The organism is Corynebacterium sp. LK26, assembly GCF_014335085.1.
GTDB lineage: Bacteria > Actinomycetota > Actinomycetes > Mycobacteriales > Mycobacteriaceae > Corynebacterium > Corynebacterium jeikeium_D.
Window position 1 is genome coordinate 81,785 of the sequence record NZ_PDHB01000006.1, and the last position, 17,131, is coordinate 98,915.

16 protein-coding genes are annotated in these 17,131 nt (G+C 58.9%); 7 read left to right on the forward strand and 9 right to left on the reverse strand.

Annotation, left to right across the window (positions count from 1 at the left end):
• Nucleotides 1-1,074, reverse strand: coding sequence for a hemin ABC transporter substrate-binding protein (locus tag CRD13_RS06065; protein ID WP_187401419.1), 1,074 nt, complete (start codon nt 1,072-1,074; stop codon nt 1-3).
• Between the two features lie 203 nt (nt 1,075-1,277).
• Here CRD13_RS06065 and CRD13_RS06070 point away from each other — a divergent pair, with 203 nt between their 5' ends.
• From CRD13_RS06070 to CRD13_RS06080, 3 genes are all read left to right on the forward strand, one after another.
• Nucleotides 1,278-1,826 (forward strand): neocarzinostatin apoprotein domain-containing protein, encoded by a 549-nt coding sequence (locus tag CRD13_RS06070; protein WP_049172509.1) that lies wholly within the window; start codon nt 1,278-1,280, stop codon nt 1,824-1,826.
• A gap of 45 nt (nt 1,827-1,871) precedes the next feature.
• On the forward strand, nt 1,872-3,056 hold the full coding sequence (locus CRD13_RS06075; protein WP_187401420.1) for an isocitrate/isopropylmalate dehydrogenase family protein: 1,185 nt from the start codon (nt 1,872-1,874) through the stop codon (nt 3,054-3,056).
• Between the two features lie 119 nt (nt 3,057-3,175).
• Complete coding sequence (locus CRD13_RS06080) at nt 3,176-3,523, forward strand: hypothetical protein (RefSeq protein WP_176719133.1); 348 nt, start codon at nt 3,176-3,178, stop codon at nt 3,521-3,523.
• A gap of 49 nt (nt 3,524-3,572) precedes the next feature.
• On the opposite strand, the gene CRD13_RS06085 is transcribed toward CRD13_RS06080, so the two are convergent.
• On the reverse strand, nt 3,573-4,454 hold the full coding sequence (locus tag CRD13_RS06085; protein ID WP_049172516.1) for a VOC family protein: 882 nt from the start codon (nt 4,452-4,454) through the stop codon (nt 3,573-3,575).
• Between the two features lie 3 nt (nt 4,455-4,457).
• Nucleotides 4,458-4,751 carry an RNA-binding S4 domain-containing protein gene (locus CRD13_RS06090; RefSeq protein ID WP_005510922.1) on the reverse strand — a complete coding sequence of 98 codons (294 nt, stop codon included), beginning with the start codon at nt 4,749-4,751 and terminating at the stop codon, nt 4,458-4,460.
• 164 nt (nt 4,752-4,915) lie between these two features.
• Between CRD13_RS06090 and CRD13_RS06095 the strand changes: the two genes are divergently transcribed.
• Both CRD13_RS06095 and CRD13_RS06100 read left to right on the forward strand, forming a co-directional pair.
• Complete coding sequence (locus CRD13_RS06095) at nt 4,916-5,443, forward strand: HPP family protein (RefSeq protein WP_049193366.1); 528 nt, start codon at nt 4,916-4,918, stop codon at nt 5,441-5,443.
• 58 nt (nt 5,444-5,501) lie between these two features.
• Entirely contained in the window at nt 5,502-6,197 is a 696-nt protein-coding gene (locus tag CRD13_RS06100) for a NeuD/PglB/VioB family sugar acetyltransferase (protein WP_187401421.1), read from the forward strand.
• Here the strand turns inward: CRD13_RS06100 and CRD13_RS06105 are convergent.
• Genes CRD13_RS06105 through CRD13_RS06130 form a run of 6 tightly spaced genes read right to left on the reverse strand, consistent with a single transcriptional unit; the run spans nt 6,181 to nt 13,913 of the window.
• A complete protein-coding gene (locus tag CRD13_RS06105; RefSeq protein WP_222866671.1) occupies nt 6,181-6,831 on the reverse strand; it encodes a sugar transferase in 651 nt (216 codons plus the stop codon). The genes CRD13_RS06100 and CRD13_RS06105 overlap by 17 nt on opposite strands.
• Nucleotides 6,832-6,841: 10 nt before the next feature.
• Nucleotides 6,842-8,404, reverse strand: a complete 1,563-nt coding sequence (locus CRD13_RS06110; protein ID WP_147719270.1) for an O-antigen ligase family protein — start codon at nt 8,402-8,404, stop codon at nt 6,842-6,844.
• On the reverse strand, nt 8,401-9,579 hold the full coding sequence (locus CRD13_RS06115; protein WP_049172526.1) for a DegT/DnrJ/EryC1/StrS aminotransferase family protein: 1,179 nt from the start codon (nt 9,577-9,579) through the stop codon (nt 8,401-8,403). Before CRD13_RS06115 ends, CRD13_RS06110 begins: the two co-directional genes overlap by 4 nt.
• On the reverse strand, nt 9,579-10,769 hold the full coding sequence (locus tag CRD13_RS06120; RefSeq protein WP_070856942.1) for a glycosyltransferase family 4 protein: 1,191 nt from the start codon (nt 10,767-10,769) through the stop codon (nt 9,579-9,581). Before CRD13_RS06120 ends, CRD13_RS06115 begins: the two co-directional genes overlap by 1 nt.
• Before the next feature lie 3 nt (nt 10,770-10,772).
• Nucleotides 10,773-12,017, reverse strand: coding sequence for a hypothetical protein (locus CRD13_RS06125; protein ID WP_187401422.1), 1,245 nt, complete (start codon nt 12,015-12,017; stop codon nt 10,773-10,775).
• A gap of 18 nt (nt 12,018-12,035) precedes the next feature.
• Nucleotides 12,036-13,913, reverse strand: a complete 1,878-nt coding sequence (locus CRD13_RS06130; RefSeq protein ID WP_070601367.1) for a polysaccharide biosynthesis protein — start codon at nt 13,911-13,913, stop codon at nt 12,036-12,038.
• A 365-nt stretch (nt 13,914-14,278) separates the two neighbouring features.
• Here CRD13_RS06130 and CRD13_RS06135 point away from each other — a divergent pair, with 365 nt between their 5' ends.
• Together CRD13_RS06135 and CRD13_RS06140 are read left to right on the forward strand one after the other, a co-directional pair.
• On the forward strand, nt 14,279-14,431 hold the full coding sequence (locus tag CRD13_RS06135; RefSeq protein ID WP_180802981.1) for a hypothetical protein: 153 nt from the start codon (nt 14,279-14,281) through the stop codon (nt 14,429-14,431).
• Nucleotides 14,432-14,563: 132 nt separating this feature from the next.
• Nucleotides 14,564-17,131 carry a multicopper oxidase domain-containing protein gene (locus CRD13_RS06140; protein WP_255467805.1) on the forward strand — a complete coding sequence of 856 codons (2,568 nt, stop codon included), beginning with the start codon at nt 14,564-14,566 and terminating at the stop codon, nt 17,129-17,131.

A 17,131-nucleotide genomic window follows, 5' to 3' on the forward strand; every position in this document is an offset into this window, starting at 1 on the left:
TCACTTTCCCGCAGTCTTGTCAGCGCCATCACCAGCACCGCCACCGTAGAGAGCATCCGCAATGGCGCGAATCGCACGCGGCGACTGCGAGTCAAAGGACAGCAGCTGCGAATCGGGCACGTCCACAACGGACTCATTCTGGCCCGCCGGGGTCTGTGCGATGCCCGGGATTTCCTTCAAGCCTTCAATCCCGCCGACGGACTCCAGGCCACCAGACATAACCAGGATGGTGTCTGGAGCCGCAGCAATCAGGGACTCCGGAGTAATAGGCGTGAACGCACCCTCAATACCCACGCCCTCACCGGCATCGACACCGCCGAGACGAGTGATCAGAGAACGCCCACCAGAATCCGGTCCCGCAATCATGGCCACACCGGTTCCGCGCACATACAGGATCATCATCTTGCGGCCATCGGCCTTGGCCTGCGCGTACTCGGTCGCAGCCGCCAGCTCCTTGTCCAGGTGCTCCTTCACCGGGCGAACTTGGTCAGCCAGGCCGACTGCGCCCGCAACCTCGTCGATAAGCGTGTTGATGGTCTCGGGAGTGCGCTCGTCCGACACATGGACGACAGTGATTCCCGCCTTTTCAAACGTGTCGAAGACACGGCTAGGGCCAATCGTGCCATCGGTAATGATGAGCTCCGGCTTCAGCTTCATCACCGACTCAGCATTGACTGCATGTCCGCCAATGGTGAGGTTCGGCAGATCCTTTACCGCCGGGAAATCGGAGGTGGCGTCGCGCCCCACCAGACGGTCTCCGAGGCCAAGCGTGTAGACCGCTCGGCTGAGTGCTCCCGCCCGGTCAAGCGTGAGAATACGCTGGTAGTCCTTGTCCGCCGCCGGTTTCGGGTCTTTCAGCAGCACTTCGGGGTTTTCCGAAGGTAGGTTCGCATGCGCGGCATCGTGAGCGGAAATGTTGTCGGCGCGCGGTACCGTCGTCACGCCAGCGCTTGACGACGATGCCCCCTCCCTCGCGGCATCATCGGAACCACAGGCGACTAGTCCTGCGACCAGGACAACACTCAGCAGTGTTCCGGCAAGGCTGCGAACGCGACAGGCAGGCACGGTGAACATATTCCCCCTCTGTGAGCTGACGCTGCACGGAGATAGACGACAAAAAGAATGACTAAATAACGACTAACACTAGTAACAAAGAGCTTAGAAAGGACTTTGCTCTACTCACCCAAAGAATCTTAGGCTATCTTTTAGTTCTAGGTTAGCCTACCCTTAAGTAAAGATAGTAATCTCTACAGTTTTTCGGAAGGACGTTACCTCCTATGACTACTCGTACACTCCAGCGTCGCGCGGCTTTCCTGGCTGTTCCGGCCGTCGCCGCACTTCCACTTCTCGCCGCCTGTGGCACAGATGACGCGGACGATGCCGCACAGGATGCTACCAACGCCTCGGAAACCACCAGCTCGGCTGCAGATCAAGAAACCGACGCCAGCGCCGGCGAAGTAACCATGGAGGCCGAGCCGGTCAACGACCTCTCCGAGGGCGATGTCATCTCCGTCGACCTGTCTGGTCTCGACCCCGACTACGGCTACTACGCCGCACTCTGCGCCGCCGAGAAGGCTCCAGGCAACCCCGTCCCGGACTGCACCGGTGACCGCAGTGCCGGCACCCAGTCGCAGCAGTGGATTACCAAGAAGTCCGGCGGCACCACCACCATCGCCGACGACAACACCGCACACTTCGAGCTCAGCGTTGTGCCCACCGGCGAGGCCGTGGACTGCACCCAGCAGGACTGCGTGCTGAAGCTCTTCGGTGACCACAGCGAGGGCTTCGAGGACATCACCGAGATCCCGGTTACTTTCGCTAAGTAGGCCAAACCACACACGCGCAGGCGTCGCAGTCCTAGGCTAAGAGCCATGGAAACCGACCAGCCTGCGACTGCTTTAGAAGCGGCACCGCGCCGCATCACACTCCTGCCCGGCGACGGCATCGGCCCTGAAATCACCGATGCCTGCCGAGGACTCATCGCCGATGTCTTCCCGCACTGGGAGCTGACAGAGGCACAAATTGGCTGGTCCCAGTGGTGCGCGCACGGCAATCCCGTCCCGCAGGAAACTTGGGAAACACTCGGACGCAGCGACGCCGCTCTGCTCGCGGCGATTACCTCCAAGCCCGCTCGCGAGGCTGAGGAAGAACTAGCACCGCATCTGCGCGATACCGGCCTGACCTACCGCTCCCCTGTTCTCCAGCTGCGCCAGCGCCTCGACCTCTTCGCCAACATCCGCCCGGTCACCCTGCCCGGCGTGGCTGTCGACTTCACCATTGTCCGCGAAAACACCGAGGGTCTCTACAGTCACGACTATCTCCTCCCGCCTTACGACACCCCGACCGACTCCCCGCACCACCACCTGTGGGCAGAGGTGGCGGAGGACTCGACGGTGGCTCGCGCCGTCGATAAGCGTGGCGACGTTGCGATTTCTTTGCGCGTGACGACGTCCTTTGCGTGGCACCGCCTTGCGCGACAGGCGGCCAAGTTGGCTCTCGCGCGCCAGGCGGCAAACCCCGATTCGGAGGCCACGCCGACGGTGACGGTGGCGGACAAGCCGAATATCCTGCGGGACTCTGCGCGTGTGATTCGCGGGGCAGTTGAAGAAGTGGCGGAGGAGTATTCGCAGGTCGCATTCGATTTTGCCAATGCGGATGCCGTGGCAATGCAGCTGGTGACCGACCCGGCGCGCTTTGATGTCATCATCGCGGAAAACCTCATCGGCGACATTCTCAGTGACATCGGTGCCGGTTTGATTGGCGGGCTGGGGCTGGCGGCATCGGCGAATGTTGGCGACGACTTTGCGGTTTTCGAGCCGGTGCACGGTTCGGCACCGGACATTGCCGGGCGCGGCATCGCCAACCCGGCTGCGTTTTTGCTCTCTGCGGCAATGTGCGCGGAGCACCTTGGGCATCCGACCTCGGAACTTGCGCCCGCAGCCAAGCTGCGCGAGGCCGTCTACGCCGCCAAGTGCACCGCGCCGACGCCAGACCTCGGCGGCACCGCGACTACCAGCGAGTTTGTGACTGCAGTGCGGGGGGAGCTGGGGTTGTAGGCATTGACTCGATTACGAAGCGCAATTAAAGTGGTTGCTATCAATCCCAGCCGTTGACCCTCCGCCGATAAGGAGAGCGCCGATGACTGGGATTACTCATAGGGGGAGGGCCAAGAAATATGAGTAGAAACAGATATAGTGCTGCGCGAGCTGTGCCTTTACGCGAGATCACTACAGCAGTGCTTGTTGATGGTGGCTTTTACCGCAAACGTGCGGCAACACTGTTTGGTCATAAGACCGCAGAGGATCGCGCTGATGAACTGGTCAAGTACTGCCATCGCCATATACGTGAATCGCGCGCTGGACTGTACCGAATCTTTTACTACGACTGCCCACCGTCACAGCGGGTTGTTTATCACCCATTGCTCCAGCAGCAAGTCAACCTTGGTAAAAGTGAACTTTTTACCTGGACCAATGACTTCTTCGCTGCATTGGCTAAAAAACGAAGACGATCCTTTACACGTTAACTACACCGGAAAACAGGACCCTGAGGACGACGAAGAAGAGCTCTAGCGCCTACTGGAACTGGCTGAGGTCAATGCCTTCCAGCGGGTCGGACTCGCGGATGTCCTCCTCCGGTGGCAGCGGCACCTCGCAGAGTACAACTGCCGCACCACACGGATCCTGCACAGTTGCCAGCGGACCGAACTCGGTAGCCTGCGGGGCAACGAGCACGGAACCGCCCAGTTCCTCAGCCTTGGCGACAGCGGTGTCGATGTTCTCCACGCCAAGGTAGGCCAGCCAGCCAACGAAGCTCTTATCTGCCGCATCGGTCTGTGCAGCAACCGAGCTGGCTACCAAGCCAGCGAACGGCGCCCCGTCTTCCATCGCAACTGCGAAAGTGCCGTGCTCATTCTTGTTGCGCACTGCGATTTCCCAGCCAAAGAAGTTGTGGTAGAAGTCCGCGACCTGCTCAAAGGTCTCCTCCGGGCCTGCGACCAGCTCGAACCACACCGGGGTGCCGGGCTCGCCCGCTGCGATAAAGGCCTGCTCACCCGGCTGTTCCAGCAGCCCAATGAGGCCACCGGCGGGGTCGGAAACGACGGCCATCGTGGATCCGTCGACAAGCGGGGTCGGTTCCTGGAAGACCTCAGCGCCGAGCTCGCGCGCCTTCTCGACGGCACCAGCGGCGGAGCCGACATGGAAATTCACGCGCCACTGATTGACGAAGGCATCCTCAGCGTCCTTATCGGCCTCAAGCAGCACCGACACCGGCATTCCGGACAGCATGGCAACGCGGCGACCAGCGGATGCCTCGCGGGCATCCTCATGGATTGGCGCGGTATTGCGATAAGCCCACCCGAGAACGCCGCGGTAGAAGCGCTCGGTCTTACGCGGTGCGGCGGAAAGCAGATCTACGCGCAGGGGCATGCCAAATTCGGCGGGAAATGCGGGCATGAGTTACAAGTTCCTCCACTTTTCAGGATCAAAGTCATCGTCGGCGGTGGCCTCATCAAAGTAGTCATCATCGACTTCATCGGCGGTGGCCACGCGTGCCGACATACCGGCAACAGAGACGACGTCCCCTGGACGCAGCACCTTGCCACGGCGAGTGTCGACCTCACCGTTCACGCTGACCTGGCCCTCGGCAATGAGTTCCTTGGCCAGACCGCCCGTTTCCACCAGGTTTGCCAACTTCAGGAATTGCCCGAGACGGATAGACTCGTCCCGGATTGCGACATCGATAGGCTCCATGTCCTTAAGTGTGTCATACCCGGTGAAAATGGTCGGAGTTTGGTTCGGGTCTGGTTCGGGTTTGGAGGCTTGGGAGACCTGGGCGCCACCCCATTTAAACTTCTATTTCAATAAAAACCTCGAACCGCGACGCAGATGAGGCTGCACACCCTAACATCGTTCTCATGTCTAATTCACGGTCTCCGAAGTGGCCCCGAATCGCCAGCGAAGCGCCACCCCGCCCGCCGCTGCGCCATGTTATCGCCGCCTCGGTAGCCGTGAGCCTGCCGCTGATGACCCTGGCACTCATCTCAACTTCTGTCTCTGACCTGCTATTTTTGCCTCCTATTGGCGCTGCCATGGCACTTATCGTCGGCGCACCGAACTTACCCCTGGCTCAGCCACGAAATGTCGTGGTCGGACACCTCATCGGCTGCACGACTGGCATCGCAACTCTGCACATGTTGGGTTCGACCATCATTGCTGCAGCGGTTGCCGCCGGCGTTGCCTTCGCGCTCATGCTTCTTGCTCGCGCGGCTCACTCCCCTGCCACCGCTACCGCTATGGTCACCGTGCTGATGCCACACGGCCATGGGCTTGCCAACGACTTCCGCTTCATAGGCTTCATTTTCGCTTCGTCAATCATGATCGTGGTGCTTGGCATCCTCGCAAATCGACTGCGCGGCCTTCGGTATCCCACCTACTGGTGGTAGGTGAATTCGCAGTCACGCACTCCGGCTAAATACGGCTATCAGTGGGATAATGACACTCATGCCAAAGCAGTGGATTAACAACACGACGACCGAAAAGATTGTCATCGTCGGCGCTGGTGGTTTTGGCCGAAACGTGGTCAGCTTCATCAAGGACATCAACGACTACGCAGCAGCCAACGGCCTACCACCGCAGTGGGAAATCCTAGGCATTATTGATGATGGCACCCCAGATATGACCTTTTTCCACAAAATGGGCGTGCAACTCTTGGGCAAAACCGAAATCCTCGCGGACTTGCCCGAGGGGGTCTACTACACAGTCGCAATCGGCAGCGGCGCAGCTCGACGTTCGATTGCGCAACGCGCAGATACCGAAGGGCTCGTGCCTGCGACTCTGGTCCACCCAGACACCAGCATCGGCGCGCTGGTCACGCTCCGCGAGGGCACCGTCATCTGCCCCGGAGCGCGCCTGACCTGCAATATTGAGGTAGGCAAGCACGCCCAAATCAATATGAATGTCACGATTGGCCACGATGCGGTGCTGCGGGACTACTGCACAATCTTCCCGCTCAATGCCGTGTCGGGCTTTGTCACGCTTGGCGAAGCCTGCACCCTAGGCGCCAACTCCGTAATCAACCCCGGCCTCACCGTTGGCGAGGGAGCGTACATCGGATCCGGAGCCGCAGTTACTAGCGATGTCGATGACTACACCGTTGTCGCCGGTGTTCCTGCAAGTGTGATTAAGAACCTGCGCTAGCCGAGACGTCCTTCTCCGACGAACCGGTGAACTCGGTCATAGTCACTTGCCCCTCTTCCGAGATCCCTTCACGCTTGAGCACCACCAAGATCGTGTCAAGCAGAATCTTTGCATCGAGCAGTAGCGACCAATTATCCACGTACTGCACGTCGTACTCGAAACGTTCTTCCCAGGTGATGCCATTGCGGCCCGAGACCTGGGCAAGCCCCGTAATCCCCGGTGGCACCTCATGGCGGCGTGCTTGGCGCGGCGAATAGCGCTCTAGGTACTTCATTCGCAGCGGACGCGGGCCAACGAGGCTCATATCGCCACGCAGAACGTTAAAGAGCTCCGGGAGCTCATCCAAGCTTGTGGACCGAAGGAATTTTCCCACCTCGGTGAGGCGGGACGCATCGTCGACAAGCCCCTTTTCCGGATTGACGTGGTGCATCGTCCGAAACTTGAGGATATTAAACGGCTCACCATCCTGGCCCGGGCGTTCCTGGCGGAATAGGACTGGCTTTCCCATGGAAAGTCGCACTGCCAGAACCGTAGCGCCCATAACTGGCGACAGCACAATCAGACCCGCTGCAGATGCCGCGATGTCGACGCCACGCTTAATTACCCGTTGCGCGCGGATGCTCAGTGAATCCATTGGTCATCTCCTACTTTTCGTTGAACATTTCGCGCAGAAGCTTTTCGGCACGCGCATCGACTTCCGCATTGGAACGGTTCCTGACCAGCCATCCGATTGCACCCACTGCACCGGCCGCGGCAAACGACGCTGCCGCAACGCGCAGTTTCTTGTGGTCATTCTGGTTGTCAGGCGCACTTTGCTTGACGACGGCCACCGCTGGCTCCAGCTCCGGCACAACCGGCTCCGCGGTATCGGTGACCATGACTGGTTCGGGCTCGACTGCGGGTTCTGGTTGCGGCTGCTCATCCAGCTCTGGTTCTGCCGATGCTGCGGCCTTGCGCCGTAGGCTCAGCATTGTAAATGCTGCTGCAAAGCCAAATAGCCATAGCGAACGGGAATCGTAGTAGTAGCCGGAAAAAACCTGTGCCACAAGAACCGCTAACGCCACAGCTGCGGTCAGACCAGCTTGAAGAAACTTGAATAGGTGGCGACAGGCGATTGCCAGCACAACCAGCACAATCACAAACAGGCCGATACCTATGACACCCGCTTCAGATCCGACTGTGTAGAAGATATTGTGCGGATGCTCCAGTGGACGTGAAGACCTCGGTGTCGACAGCACAACGAAGCTATGCAGGCCTCCACCAAAGATGCGGTGTTCACTCATGATTCGGAAAGCTTCATCATGGAGATAACCGCGTCCGGAATCATGTTCTTTTTCGAAGGTCAATTGGATAAAGCGCGTCTTAAAGTATTCTTCAATCTCGGTACCTGCGATGAACCGCGAGTATCCATACGCGACCGCTGCGGCGACTGCGACGTAAAAAACAGTCGCCCACTTCCAACCCCAGTGAAAAAACACAGCTATTGCGGTAAAGAGGACTACCACGGTGGTAGCAACCAGTACACCGCGGCTTCCCGACGCAACGAGACCGTAAGCAAATGGTGCAGCAAACAAGAGAACTGCCCACATGAACTTACGCCACAGCATGAAAAACACAGCTGCCGCGATGCCGTACAGCATGAAACGGGCAAAGACATTCGGTCCACCGCCGAACGCCGTCATGCGCCCGACATATTTCGGACCAGTAATGCCACCGTAGAGAAAAATAAGCGAGCAAATGGCTACTGCTAACCACAGCCATACCAGTGCCTGAGGATGCAAATAGAACAGTATTGCTGACATCGTGGCGATGAGCCCAAGCGTTATCAACGCAGTAACGACAGGAGCAACTTCGGCAGCTTCGGGGGCCCACAGTCCGGACAGCATCATCCAGAACAACCAGGCATAGAAAGCCACTAATGCCCACACGGCCATCGGCCACTGCTTTACATTGCCAGCGCCTTTCATCGCATTCAGCCAACTCTGGCGCTGCGCTTCTGGGGTGCCGATGGCTGTAAGGATTGCAACGATTACCAAAATCGGCAATGCAAGAGAGAGATTAGGAAGCGCCGAAGAGACGTCCTTCATCGTCGTGTCGCCAACGTAGAGGACACCAGCAAACATTCCCGCGGCCACCACAATAAACAGCGACTGCAGTATTGGTTTTCGCTGTTTTACAGTTTCTCCTGCTACCTCTGTAGAAGTCATCCCAGCACTTCCTTCAAAACACCTATCACCCGCGCGACGTCGTCATCGTCCAGCGCCGGACCACTAGGAAGAGTAATGCCACGGGAGAAAAGATTCTCAGCGGTGCCGTTGATGCTGGCTCGTGCGTCCTCGTATACCGGCTGCAGGTGCATCGGCTTCCACAGGTGACGAGCCTCAATGCTGGCCTCACCAAGTGCTGCAATCACGCTGTCCGGGGTCAGCACGCCCTTATCGACGGCCTCCTGCGGCAGCACAATTGAGGTCAGCCAGCAGTTCTCGGTGAAACGCTCGTCGGAGTCAGAGAGCAAGCGGGTACCTTTACCAGGGGCATCGTCGTCAAGCGAGGCGAGCAGATCGATGTACGCATCGCGAATCTGGCGGCGGCGAGCAATCATGCCGTCCAGACGCGAGTGCTGCGCCCGCCCCAGTGCGGCAAGGAGATTGGAAAGTCGGTAGTTGTAGCCGATTTCGGTGTGTTCGTACCAAGCGACGGGCTGACGCGCCTGGGTGGACAGGTAGCGCGCGCGAGCGATGAGATCGGCATCATCGGACAGCAGCATGCCACCGCCGGAGGTGGTCATGATTTTGTTGCCGTTGAAAGACAGCGCGGCGGCACGGCCGAAACTGCCGGCCGGCTGACCATCGACACTGGCACCGAGCGCCTCGGCGGCGTCCTCGATGAGCGCGATGCCGAGTTCTTCCAGGCGTGGCGCGAAGGCCGGGTAATCGGCGCAGCGGCCAAAGAGGTCCACAATCATCACGGCGGGAACGCTCTTGCCCTCGGTGAGCAGCTCATCGACGGTGCGGAGCAGCAGCTCAGGGTCGATGTTTCCGTCCTCTGCCGCATCGACAAACACCGGCGTAGCGCCAACGTAAGCGATGGCGTTGGTCGTGGCCGCGAAGGTCATGGTGGAAACCGGAATGTAGTCACCTTCACCGATCCCCAGCGCGAGCAGCGCCAAGTGCAGGCCAGCGGTGCCGGAAGACAGCGCGAGCGCGTGCTCAACACCGCAGCGCTTGGCAATCTCCGCTTCAAACGCGTCTACCTCGGGTCCCAACGGAGCCACCCAACCAGAGTGGAGTGCGCGAACGACAGCCTGTTCTTCTGCTTCGGTGACTGTCGCGAGCGAAAGAAAGATCCGCTCATTGGGCTTGTTAGCGTCAGCGTTAGTCATTACTTCTGCACCTTTCGGACGCGGTTGAGTACCTCGATGAGCTGGGAGTACAGGCTGTCACGGGCAAAACGCTTCTCACCCAGTTCGCGATTTCGCTGTCCCGCTGCGCGCATCTCATCGCGGTCGGAGATGATCTCAGCGAATCGCTTGGCCGCGGTCGGAATATCGCGCGAGAGACGCCAACCGGCATCGTGCTCGGTTGCGGCTTCCTCCAGCCAGCCACCATGGTTGAACACCACCGGACGCGATGCGGCCATGGCATCGAAGACCTTGTTCAGGGAGTTGCCCTCCAGGCAGGGGTCATCACGCAGCGGCGATAGCGCGATATCGGCGGCAGACACGTACTTGGCGACATCTTCCTTCGGCTGACGGCCGAGGAACATCGCATCGGCATCGAGGCCAGCGTCCTTGGCGCGCTGGTACAACGCATCCGAGTCGCTTCCCTGTCCCAGCAGGACAAAACGCACATTCTCCACGCCATCACGACGCAGCTGCGCCGCCAAATCCACAAGCCACTCCAGCTGGTAGGACATGCCAAAACCACCGGCATAGACAGCTACCACGTCATCGCCCCAGCCCTGCTCCTTTCGGAAAGCTGTACGCTGCTCGGCCGGGACATCAAAGCGCTCAAAGTCCGACGCATTCGGAATGACGGTCACGCGCTTCTTCGGAGCGACCTCTTTGACGCCATCGGCCATCGACGGCGACAGCGCCACGACCTCGCTCGATGCCGCATAAAATGCCTTCTCCAGCTGCTTGGCCAAGAAAATTGCCACCGGATTATTGAGGTAGCCCAACTTGATCGGCACCTCTGGCCACAGGTCACGGATCTCCGCCACCAACGGCGCACGCTGGGTAAACTTCGCCACGATTCCCGGAACCGCCACAGTCAGCGGGGTCGAGGACGCGTAGATCACGTCGGCAGGCACACGGGCAGCGACCGCGGAGGCGCGCACCAGGAAGTTCAAGAAACTGACGATACGCTCGCGCTTCGACATTTCATTGCGGTACGGAATCGCTAGACGACGCACGTGGATACCATCAACCGTTTTATCCATGGCCTCATCGCGACCACAGATCATTGTCACCTCGTGGCCTGCGGCGGCCATTCGTCGGGCAAACTCGTAGGGTCGGGAACCACCCGGCTCACCGGGGAGAACAAAGTGCTGGTGGATATAAGTGATTCGCATTGTTTAGGCTTCCTCGATTACGTCGACGGGGAGTTCTTCGGTGGTAGTTGATGGATTCTTCTGGCCTCCGCTTGGCTGCATCAACGCCACTGCGGCAACAACGGCTGCTGCAAAGTAGACAATTGCGCTGGTCCACGCGAGACCGAGGGCGTCTCCGAGAAGAATGCCAATCGGGTAACAAATGACAGCGATAACGGCGGAAATGAGCTCCACTCGGCCAATTCGACGGGGGTTGTCGCTGCCGAGAATTTCACCGCACAGGTGTCGGTAGCAGCCGAGCACCACGGCCGCGATAGTCAGTGGCAGCACCAACTCCCGAGCAGGCTCAAACTCATGGCCGAATACCGGCACGATGAGGAAGTAGAGTGCCATACCACCGAGCGCACCAAGCGCGCCGTACGCTGCAGTGACTATGCCAAGGTGTCGGAGCACACGAGACGGGGTGAGTTCGCGCCCCCTCTGGTCGCTGGTGCGCTGATCGGCGACTGACTGCGCGATCCAATACAGCGGTTCCGTCGCCGTCGCCACGACTACGAAAAGACCTAACGACGCCGGTGAGGCCAGCGCCGGCAGCAAAACGCGACCCAAGCGTGTGGTCGTCAACGGCCCCAGACCCGATGCGATGAATGGGGCATTTGTTCGTGCCGTCTCTACCACTCCGCCAACACGGGAATCGGTGTGTTTGCGTGACTTCGCTAGCGACCAGATTGCCAGTGGCAGTGCCGGGAAGATATAGGCCGCAGCCCACCAGCGCCAGTCTTCGACTCCGGCGAAATAGAGCGCAGCGCTTATTAGCAGTACTGAACCCTGAAAACCGACGAATACTGCGACGAAGAAGGACACTCGATGGCGGCTGATAGCCATGGCACGGACCATGGAAAATGACACGGTAACCAAGGCGACGACGCCGGCCATTGCCGTCCACGGTCCGTAGACGACTCCTGCGATGGCGCAGGCAATCAGAGCGACCACGGTCATGGCGTAACCACTCGGAATGAGACCGTGGTCGTAATCATCGCGGCGCAGCAAAAGCCGATCGGCCCCAAAGCCGACGAATGGCGCCACAATATAGGCGAACTGCAAAACGGTAGCGACCTCGCCTCGACCGGCGGGCCCCAGCACTCGCGCGGAAAGAATACTGACCACAAAGGCGACGACTGCGGCGAGCGCTGAAGCTGCCGAAATCGTCGCAACTGTTCGAACTCTTTGCGCCAGCTGCCCGGAGTTAGAGGAGCTGGTGGTTGTCACGGTGGGGAGTCATCCTAACTATTTTGCTTTCGAGCTAGCGGTTGCAAGTGATTGTGCACCGGTGGGATGCGCCTCAATACTGCTTTGCGCCCCACCGTGCTCTGCAAGCCAACGACGTGCAGCATCGTGATTATGTGTGCACGGGAGAATCCGCGAATTCAGCCGTTCCGGCTCAACACGTACCTCAGTGATTAGCGGATGACGATCACCGATCTTGGGAACCTCGCGGTCATCAACCAAGTCCTCGGAGATTTTCTCACCGTCACGAAGACCCGTGTAGACAATCTCTACGTCTGCGTCATGGAGCCTAATGAGGTTCTCCGCCAGCTCAGCAATCTTGACCGGCTTACCCATCTCCAGCACCAGAGTCTCACCGGACTCTGCAATAACGGTAGCCTGCAGCACCAGCTGCGATGCCTCCGGAATGGTCATGAAGTAGCGCTGAACGTCAGGATGCGTCACCGTCACCGGGCCGCCCTCTTCAATCTGACGCTGGAAAGTCGTAATAACCGAACCGCGCGAGCCAAACACGTTACCGAAGCGGACAGATGCCCAGACACCTTCGTGAGTTTTCCCCATGTGCGCAGTCAGACGTTCCGCAGCGCGCTTGGATTCACCCAGAATCGAGGCCGGGTTCGCAGCCTTGTCCGTGGAAATATTAATAACGGTTGAAACGTTAGCCGCAGCCGCTGCATCCAGGACGTTCTGGGTGCCGATGACATTGGTTTGCACTGCTTCTGCAGGGTAGCTCTCCAGCAGTGGCAGGTGCTTGAGAGCTGCAGCATGGTAGACAACATCGGGCTTGCGCTCGGTGAAGATTTGCGTCAGCATCTCCGCGTCACGGATATCAGCCAGGACGGTATCGGAGCCGTCGAGAAGCGCCGAACCCGTCAGCGACAGCTGCGTGGCATGCAAGCCGCCCTCATCGCGATCCAGCATGATCAGTTCTGCCGGCTCAAAGCGGTGAACCTGTCGGCAGATTTCCGAACCGATAGAACCTCCAGCGCCGGTGACCAGCACCTTCTTACCGCGGATTATGGAAGCGACCTTGGATTCATCCAGGTGCAGAGGCTGACGGCCAATGAGGTCGGCGATGTTAATTTCGCGCACCTGCGAGGTAGCGACAGCACCACGGTGGCGCGAGTACTCTTCCACCGGCGGCAGAATGAGCAGGCGCAGCGACGATTCCTCACAAATGTGGTTGAGGACGTTGATGCACTCAGTGGACAGTGGCTCATCAGTCGCAATGATGACCGACTGCGCCGAAGTGCGCGATGCGAGCTCACCCAGCTGATCAATTCCACGAACCACGCGGAGACCATGGATACGAGAAATATGGTTCTCGCCGCTTTCTTTGGGATCGACGATTCCAACCAAGTGGAAGCGGTTCTCACGGGAGATACCGGAATCCGTAAGGCTGTTAATAAAGAATTTGGCTCGACGGCCTGCACCGAGAACAATCAAGCGATCATCCGTCTGACGGGAGCCAAAGTTGTTGGTAATCCAGCGAGCGAGAGTTCGGGTATAGATACTTGCCAAAGTTGCGACACAGCCGCCTGCGAACGGAACGTACCACGCAATTTCCGGGAAGGTCTTCAGGATTTGAGCTAACCCAGTGGCTGCGGTAGCGCCGCCCATGCTGATGCTCAGCAGAACAATATCTTCAGTTCGACTGCCGGGCCATACGCGTTGTGGGTTGGTGTACTCCCCGAGCAGCAGGCCGAGCAGGACGATGACGGCCACGGCGACAGCGACAACCAAAAAATTAGTGCCTGATATTTCAGAGAAAGATACCAATTCACCGCGGACGATTCCGTTAGCGGCGGACAGCGCAATCAGCCAGGCGAGTACGTCAAATACGCACCAGGCGAGCTGCTTCCAGTCTCGGATAAACATTCTTATGCCTTTTACTGCTGGTTAAATTTTCTTACGCACAATGCGTTCCACAGGCTTGGCATACTAAGCGATATGAACTACATTTACAGCCCCCTACTACAAAGGGCTACCCCATCGTTCGGGTAGCCAAAAAGCCACCTTTACCACTCACCATTCTCCCTGGTAAAACAACGTTTCACCAACTGTTTACTGAAGCTTCAATCTGTTTACATTCATCTAACTAGCTGTACAAACTAGCTTCTAACGTAGCCACTTCCTGACGATTGCAATTAATGCAAAATCACCTCTTTATTGAGATATTTATTCAAGGAAGTATTTGCGTGAATGCTCAAACAATCGCTTTTGACAAAAGGGTTACACCCCCCGTGAGCACATCATCAACGCGTCGGGCACGCGCTTTCATCACCCGGAAGCCCTTCCTTACTACCCTGATGCTGATTCAAAACCGGATGCGTCAGACACAGAAGACCACACAGTCCTGGCAGGCCCACAAAAACGGCGAAGACCCGACCAAATAAAAGCACTCTTACATGCGCCCATATTAAATGCGCACCCAGTATGCGTATTATTGATATATGTCGTCGCACGCCACACCAGAACCCCAATCCCCCACAACCAAACCGCCTACTAAGCCTGGCAAGAAGCGCCGCATGTCCTGGCATCGCAAGGCCGGTATGCCAGTGCGCTGGTGGTTCGCCTCCATCATTGTGGCAGCACTCATTCACCCTTTCGTCGCCGATGGCCGTTGGCTGTTGGTGCATCTCTTTACCCTCGGCGCCGTCACCAACTCCATCCTCATCTGGGGCCGCCACTTCACCGAAAAGCTACTGAAAATCGACGTGCCCGTTGGCAATCGGAAGATTCAGTTGGCAAATATTTACCTGCTCAACGTAGGTATTGTCGCGACGGTCGTCGGCAAGCTCGGTGACTGGTGGCCAGTGACCACCGTCGGCGCGGCGGTCGTCGGCGTCGCCGTCGCATGGCATGCGTTTTCCCTCGGACGCGACCTGGTAGCGAAGCGCGATCGGCCATTCGCCATCTCCGTTGCACACTACGTCGCGTCGGCATGCCTACTGCCCATCGGCGCTGCACTCGGCGCCATCCTCGCATCTCCTAAGGGCAAAGCGCTTCACGACGATCTCCTATTGGCACACGAAACCGTCAACCTCATTGGCTTCCTCGGGCTCGCGGCCTGCGGCACGCTCATCACCATGTTCCCAGCGCTGTGGCGAACCCGGATGTCGCCGCATTCCCGCCCGAAGCTGGCACTAGCAGTACAGCTCATAGGTATCGCAATTACCGCGATCGGTGCACTGACCAGCTTCAACTGGTTGGACTCCGTCGGCCTTGGCATTATCACTATCGGCTGGGTCATAGCCGCCATCCCGTGGGCACACAACGTCATGACTGTCGCTAAAGACCCGCGCGACCGCCTCAGCTACCCGGCGTTGTCTGCTGCAGCTGCAGTCGTCTGGCTAATCGGCACACTCGCAGTCGCCACAGTCAAGGCGCTTGACGACGGCTTCGTAATCTCATCCCTCACGCTGCCGCTGGTAATCGGTTTCGGCGCCCAGTTGCTTATCGGCATGATGAGCCAACTCTTGCCCGCCACCATCGGCGGAGGTGCTGGCCCAGTCTCTGCCGGTATGAAGGAACTTGACCGCGCGGGCGCATTTCGCTGGTCGACCATCAATATTGGTCTGGCACTGTGGCTGATGCCGCTGCCTTCCTGGACCAAAGTGGCGGTCTCCGCAATGGTCTCCCTTGCCTTGGTGTCTTATCTGCCACTTGTCGGCCGTGCCGCGAAGGCTCAGATTGGTGCGTTAAGAGAGAGTCAGAAGGCACGGGCCAACAAGGAAGCAACGCGGAACCCGGTCGAACTGCACGCAACTGCACGTCGACTCGGTGCTCAAACTACCGCTGCTCTGGCTGTATTGGGCCTGGTAGTAACCGTCGGCGTTGCGCTGAGCGGTGGCGGTGGCGGTACGGGAAGCATTGAAACCACCAGCGATGTTGCGCCCACCGGAGAAACCGTCGAGGTGACGGTTACTGCCAACGATATGACCTATACCCCGAACGTTATAGAGGCGAACCCCGGCGACCGACTGGTCATCACCATGGTCAACGCTGATTCCCAGGTCCACGATCTGCGCTTGGCCACCGGCGAGGACACCGGACGTGTCGCCCCTGGCAACTCCGCCACCATTGAAGTGCCGGTTGTTCCCGGTGACATTGACGGCTGGTGCACCATTGCTGGTCACCGCCAGATGGGCATGACGCTCACGGTCAATGCAGGTGGCTCGAATCATTCACACCGCACCGGGAACAGCGGCCACTCCGACCACGCAACGCCAGGCGCACTCGGGAATGTCGGCGAACAGCCCGGTCCGGACTCCCCCACCATCAATCCAATGTTGACGCCCGCCGAGGACGCCACGGTTCACCACGTCACGCTGCGAGCCAGCGAGTTCACCGGCTACGCTGCCCCTGGCGTCGAGCAGCAGCATTGGGTATTCAACGGCAAACCGCTGGGGCCAACTTTGCGCGGCAAGGTGGGCGACGAGTTCGTCGTCACGCTCATTAATGACGGCACCATGAGTCACTCCATCGACTTTCACGCCGGCATTGTTTCGCCGGACGAGCCAATGCGCGACATCGCCCCTGGTGAGAAGCTTGAGTACCGCTTCCGTGCTGACCGCGCGGGCATCTGGATGTACCACTGCGCAACCATGCCCATGTCCATGCACATCGCTGCCGGTATGCACGGTGCCGTCATCATCGACCCACCGAATCTCACTGATGTTGACCACGAGGTTCTTCTGGTGCAGTCGGAAAGCTACTGGGGCGAGGACGGCCCCGACGCCGACAAGACCATGGCCGAGGACCCCGATATCTACAAGTTCAACGGCTACCCCGACCAGTATCTCACCCACCCAATTCGCATTCGCGCAGGTGAGACGGTACGTTTCTGGGTACTTGCCGCCGGCCCCAACAAGGGCACGAGCTTCCATATCGTCGGCACGCAGTTCCATCGCGTGTACAAGGAGGGCGCGCTTTTGCTTGACGACGGCGTGGGCGGTGCCCAAGCCCTTGACCTCGGTGCCGCGCAGGGTGGTTATGTTGAGGCCGAATTCCCGGAGCCTGGCACGTACCGCTTTGTCGACCACCAGATGGTGCATGCCGAAATGGGGGCACGCGGCAACATAGTGGTGAACTAA

What these genes read in the sequence shown, in the direction of transcription:
- CRD13_RS06065 (WP_187401419.1), bottom strand. Translation starts at nt 1,074, where the DNA reads ATGTTCACCGTGCCTGCCTGTCGCGTTCGCAGCCTTGCCGGAACACTG.
- CRD13_RS06070 (WP_049172509.1), top strand. Translation starts at nt 1,278, where the DNA reads ATGACTACTCGTACACTCCAGCGTCGCGCGGCTTTCCTGGCTGTTCCG.
- CRD13_RS06075 (WP_187401420.1), top strand. Translation starts at nt 1,872, where the DNA reads ATGGAAACCGACCAGCCTGCGACTGCTTTAGAAGCGGCACCGCGCCGC.
- CRD13_RS06080 (WP_176719133.1), top strand. Translation starts at nt 3,176, where the DNA reads ATGAGTAGAAACAGATATAGTGCTGCGCGAGCTGTGCCTTTACGCGAG.
- CRD13_RS06085 (WP_049172516.1), bottom strand. Translation starts at nt 4,454, where the DNA reads ATGCCCGCATTTCCCGCCGAATTTGGCATGCCCCTGCGCGTAGATCTG.
- CRD13_RS06090 (WP_005510922.1), bottom strand. Translation starts at nt 4,751, where the DNA reads ATGGAGCCTATCGATGTCGCAATCCGGGACGAGTCTATCCGTCTCGGG.
- CRD13_RS06095 (WP_049193366.1), top strand. Translation starts at nt 4,916, where the DNA reads ATGTCTAATTCACGGTCTCCGAAGTGGCCCCGAATCGCCAGCGAAGCG.
- CRD13_RS06100 (WP_187401421.1), top strand. Translation starts at nt 5,502, where the DNA reads ATGCCAAAGCAGTGGATTAACAACACGACGACCGAAAAGATTGTCATC.
- CRD13_RS06105 (WP_222866671.1), bottom strand. Translation starts at nt 6,831, where the DNA reads ATGGATTCACTGAGCATCCGCGCGCAACGGGTAATTAAGCGTGGCGTC.
- CRD13_RS06110 (WP_147719270.1), bottom strand. Translation starts at nt 8,404, where the DNA reads ATGACTTCTACAGAGGTAGCAGGAGAAACTGTAAAACAGCGAAAACCA.
- CRD13_RS06115 (WP_049172526.1), bottom strand. Translation starts at nt 9,579, where the DNA reads ATGACTAACGCTGACGCTAACAAGCCCAATGAGCGGATCTTTCTTTCG.
- CRD13_RS06120 (WP_070856942.1), bottom strand. Translation starts at nt 10,769, where the DNA reads ATGCGAATCACTTATATCCACCAGCACTTTGTTCTCCCCGGTGAGCCG.
- CRD13_RS06130 (WP_070601367.1), bottom strand. Translation starts at nt 13,913, where the DNA reads ATGTTTATCCGAGACTGGAAGCAGCTCGCCTGGTGCGTATTTGACGTA.
- CRD13_RS06140 (WP_255467805.1), top strand. Translation starts at nt 14,564, where the DNA reads ATGTCCTGGCATCGCAAGGCCGGTATGCCAGTGCGCTGGTGGTTCGCC.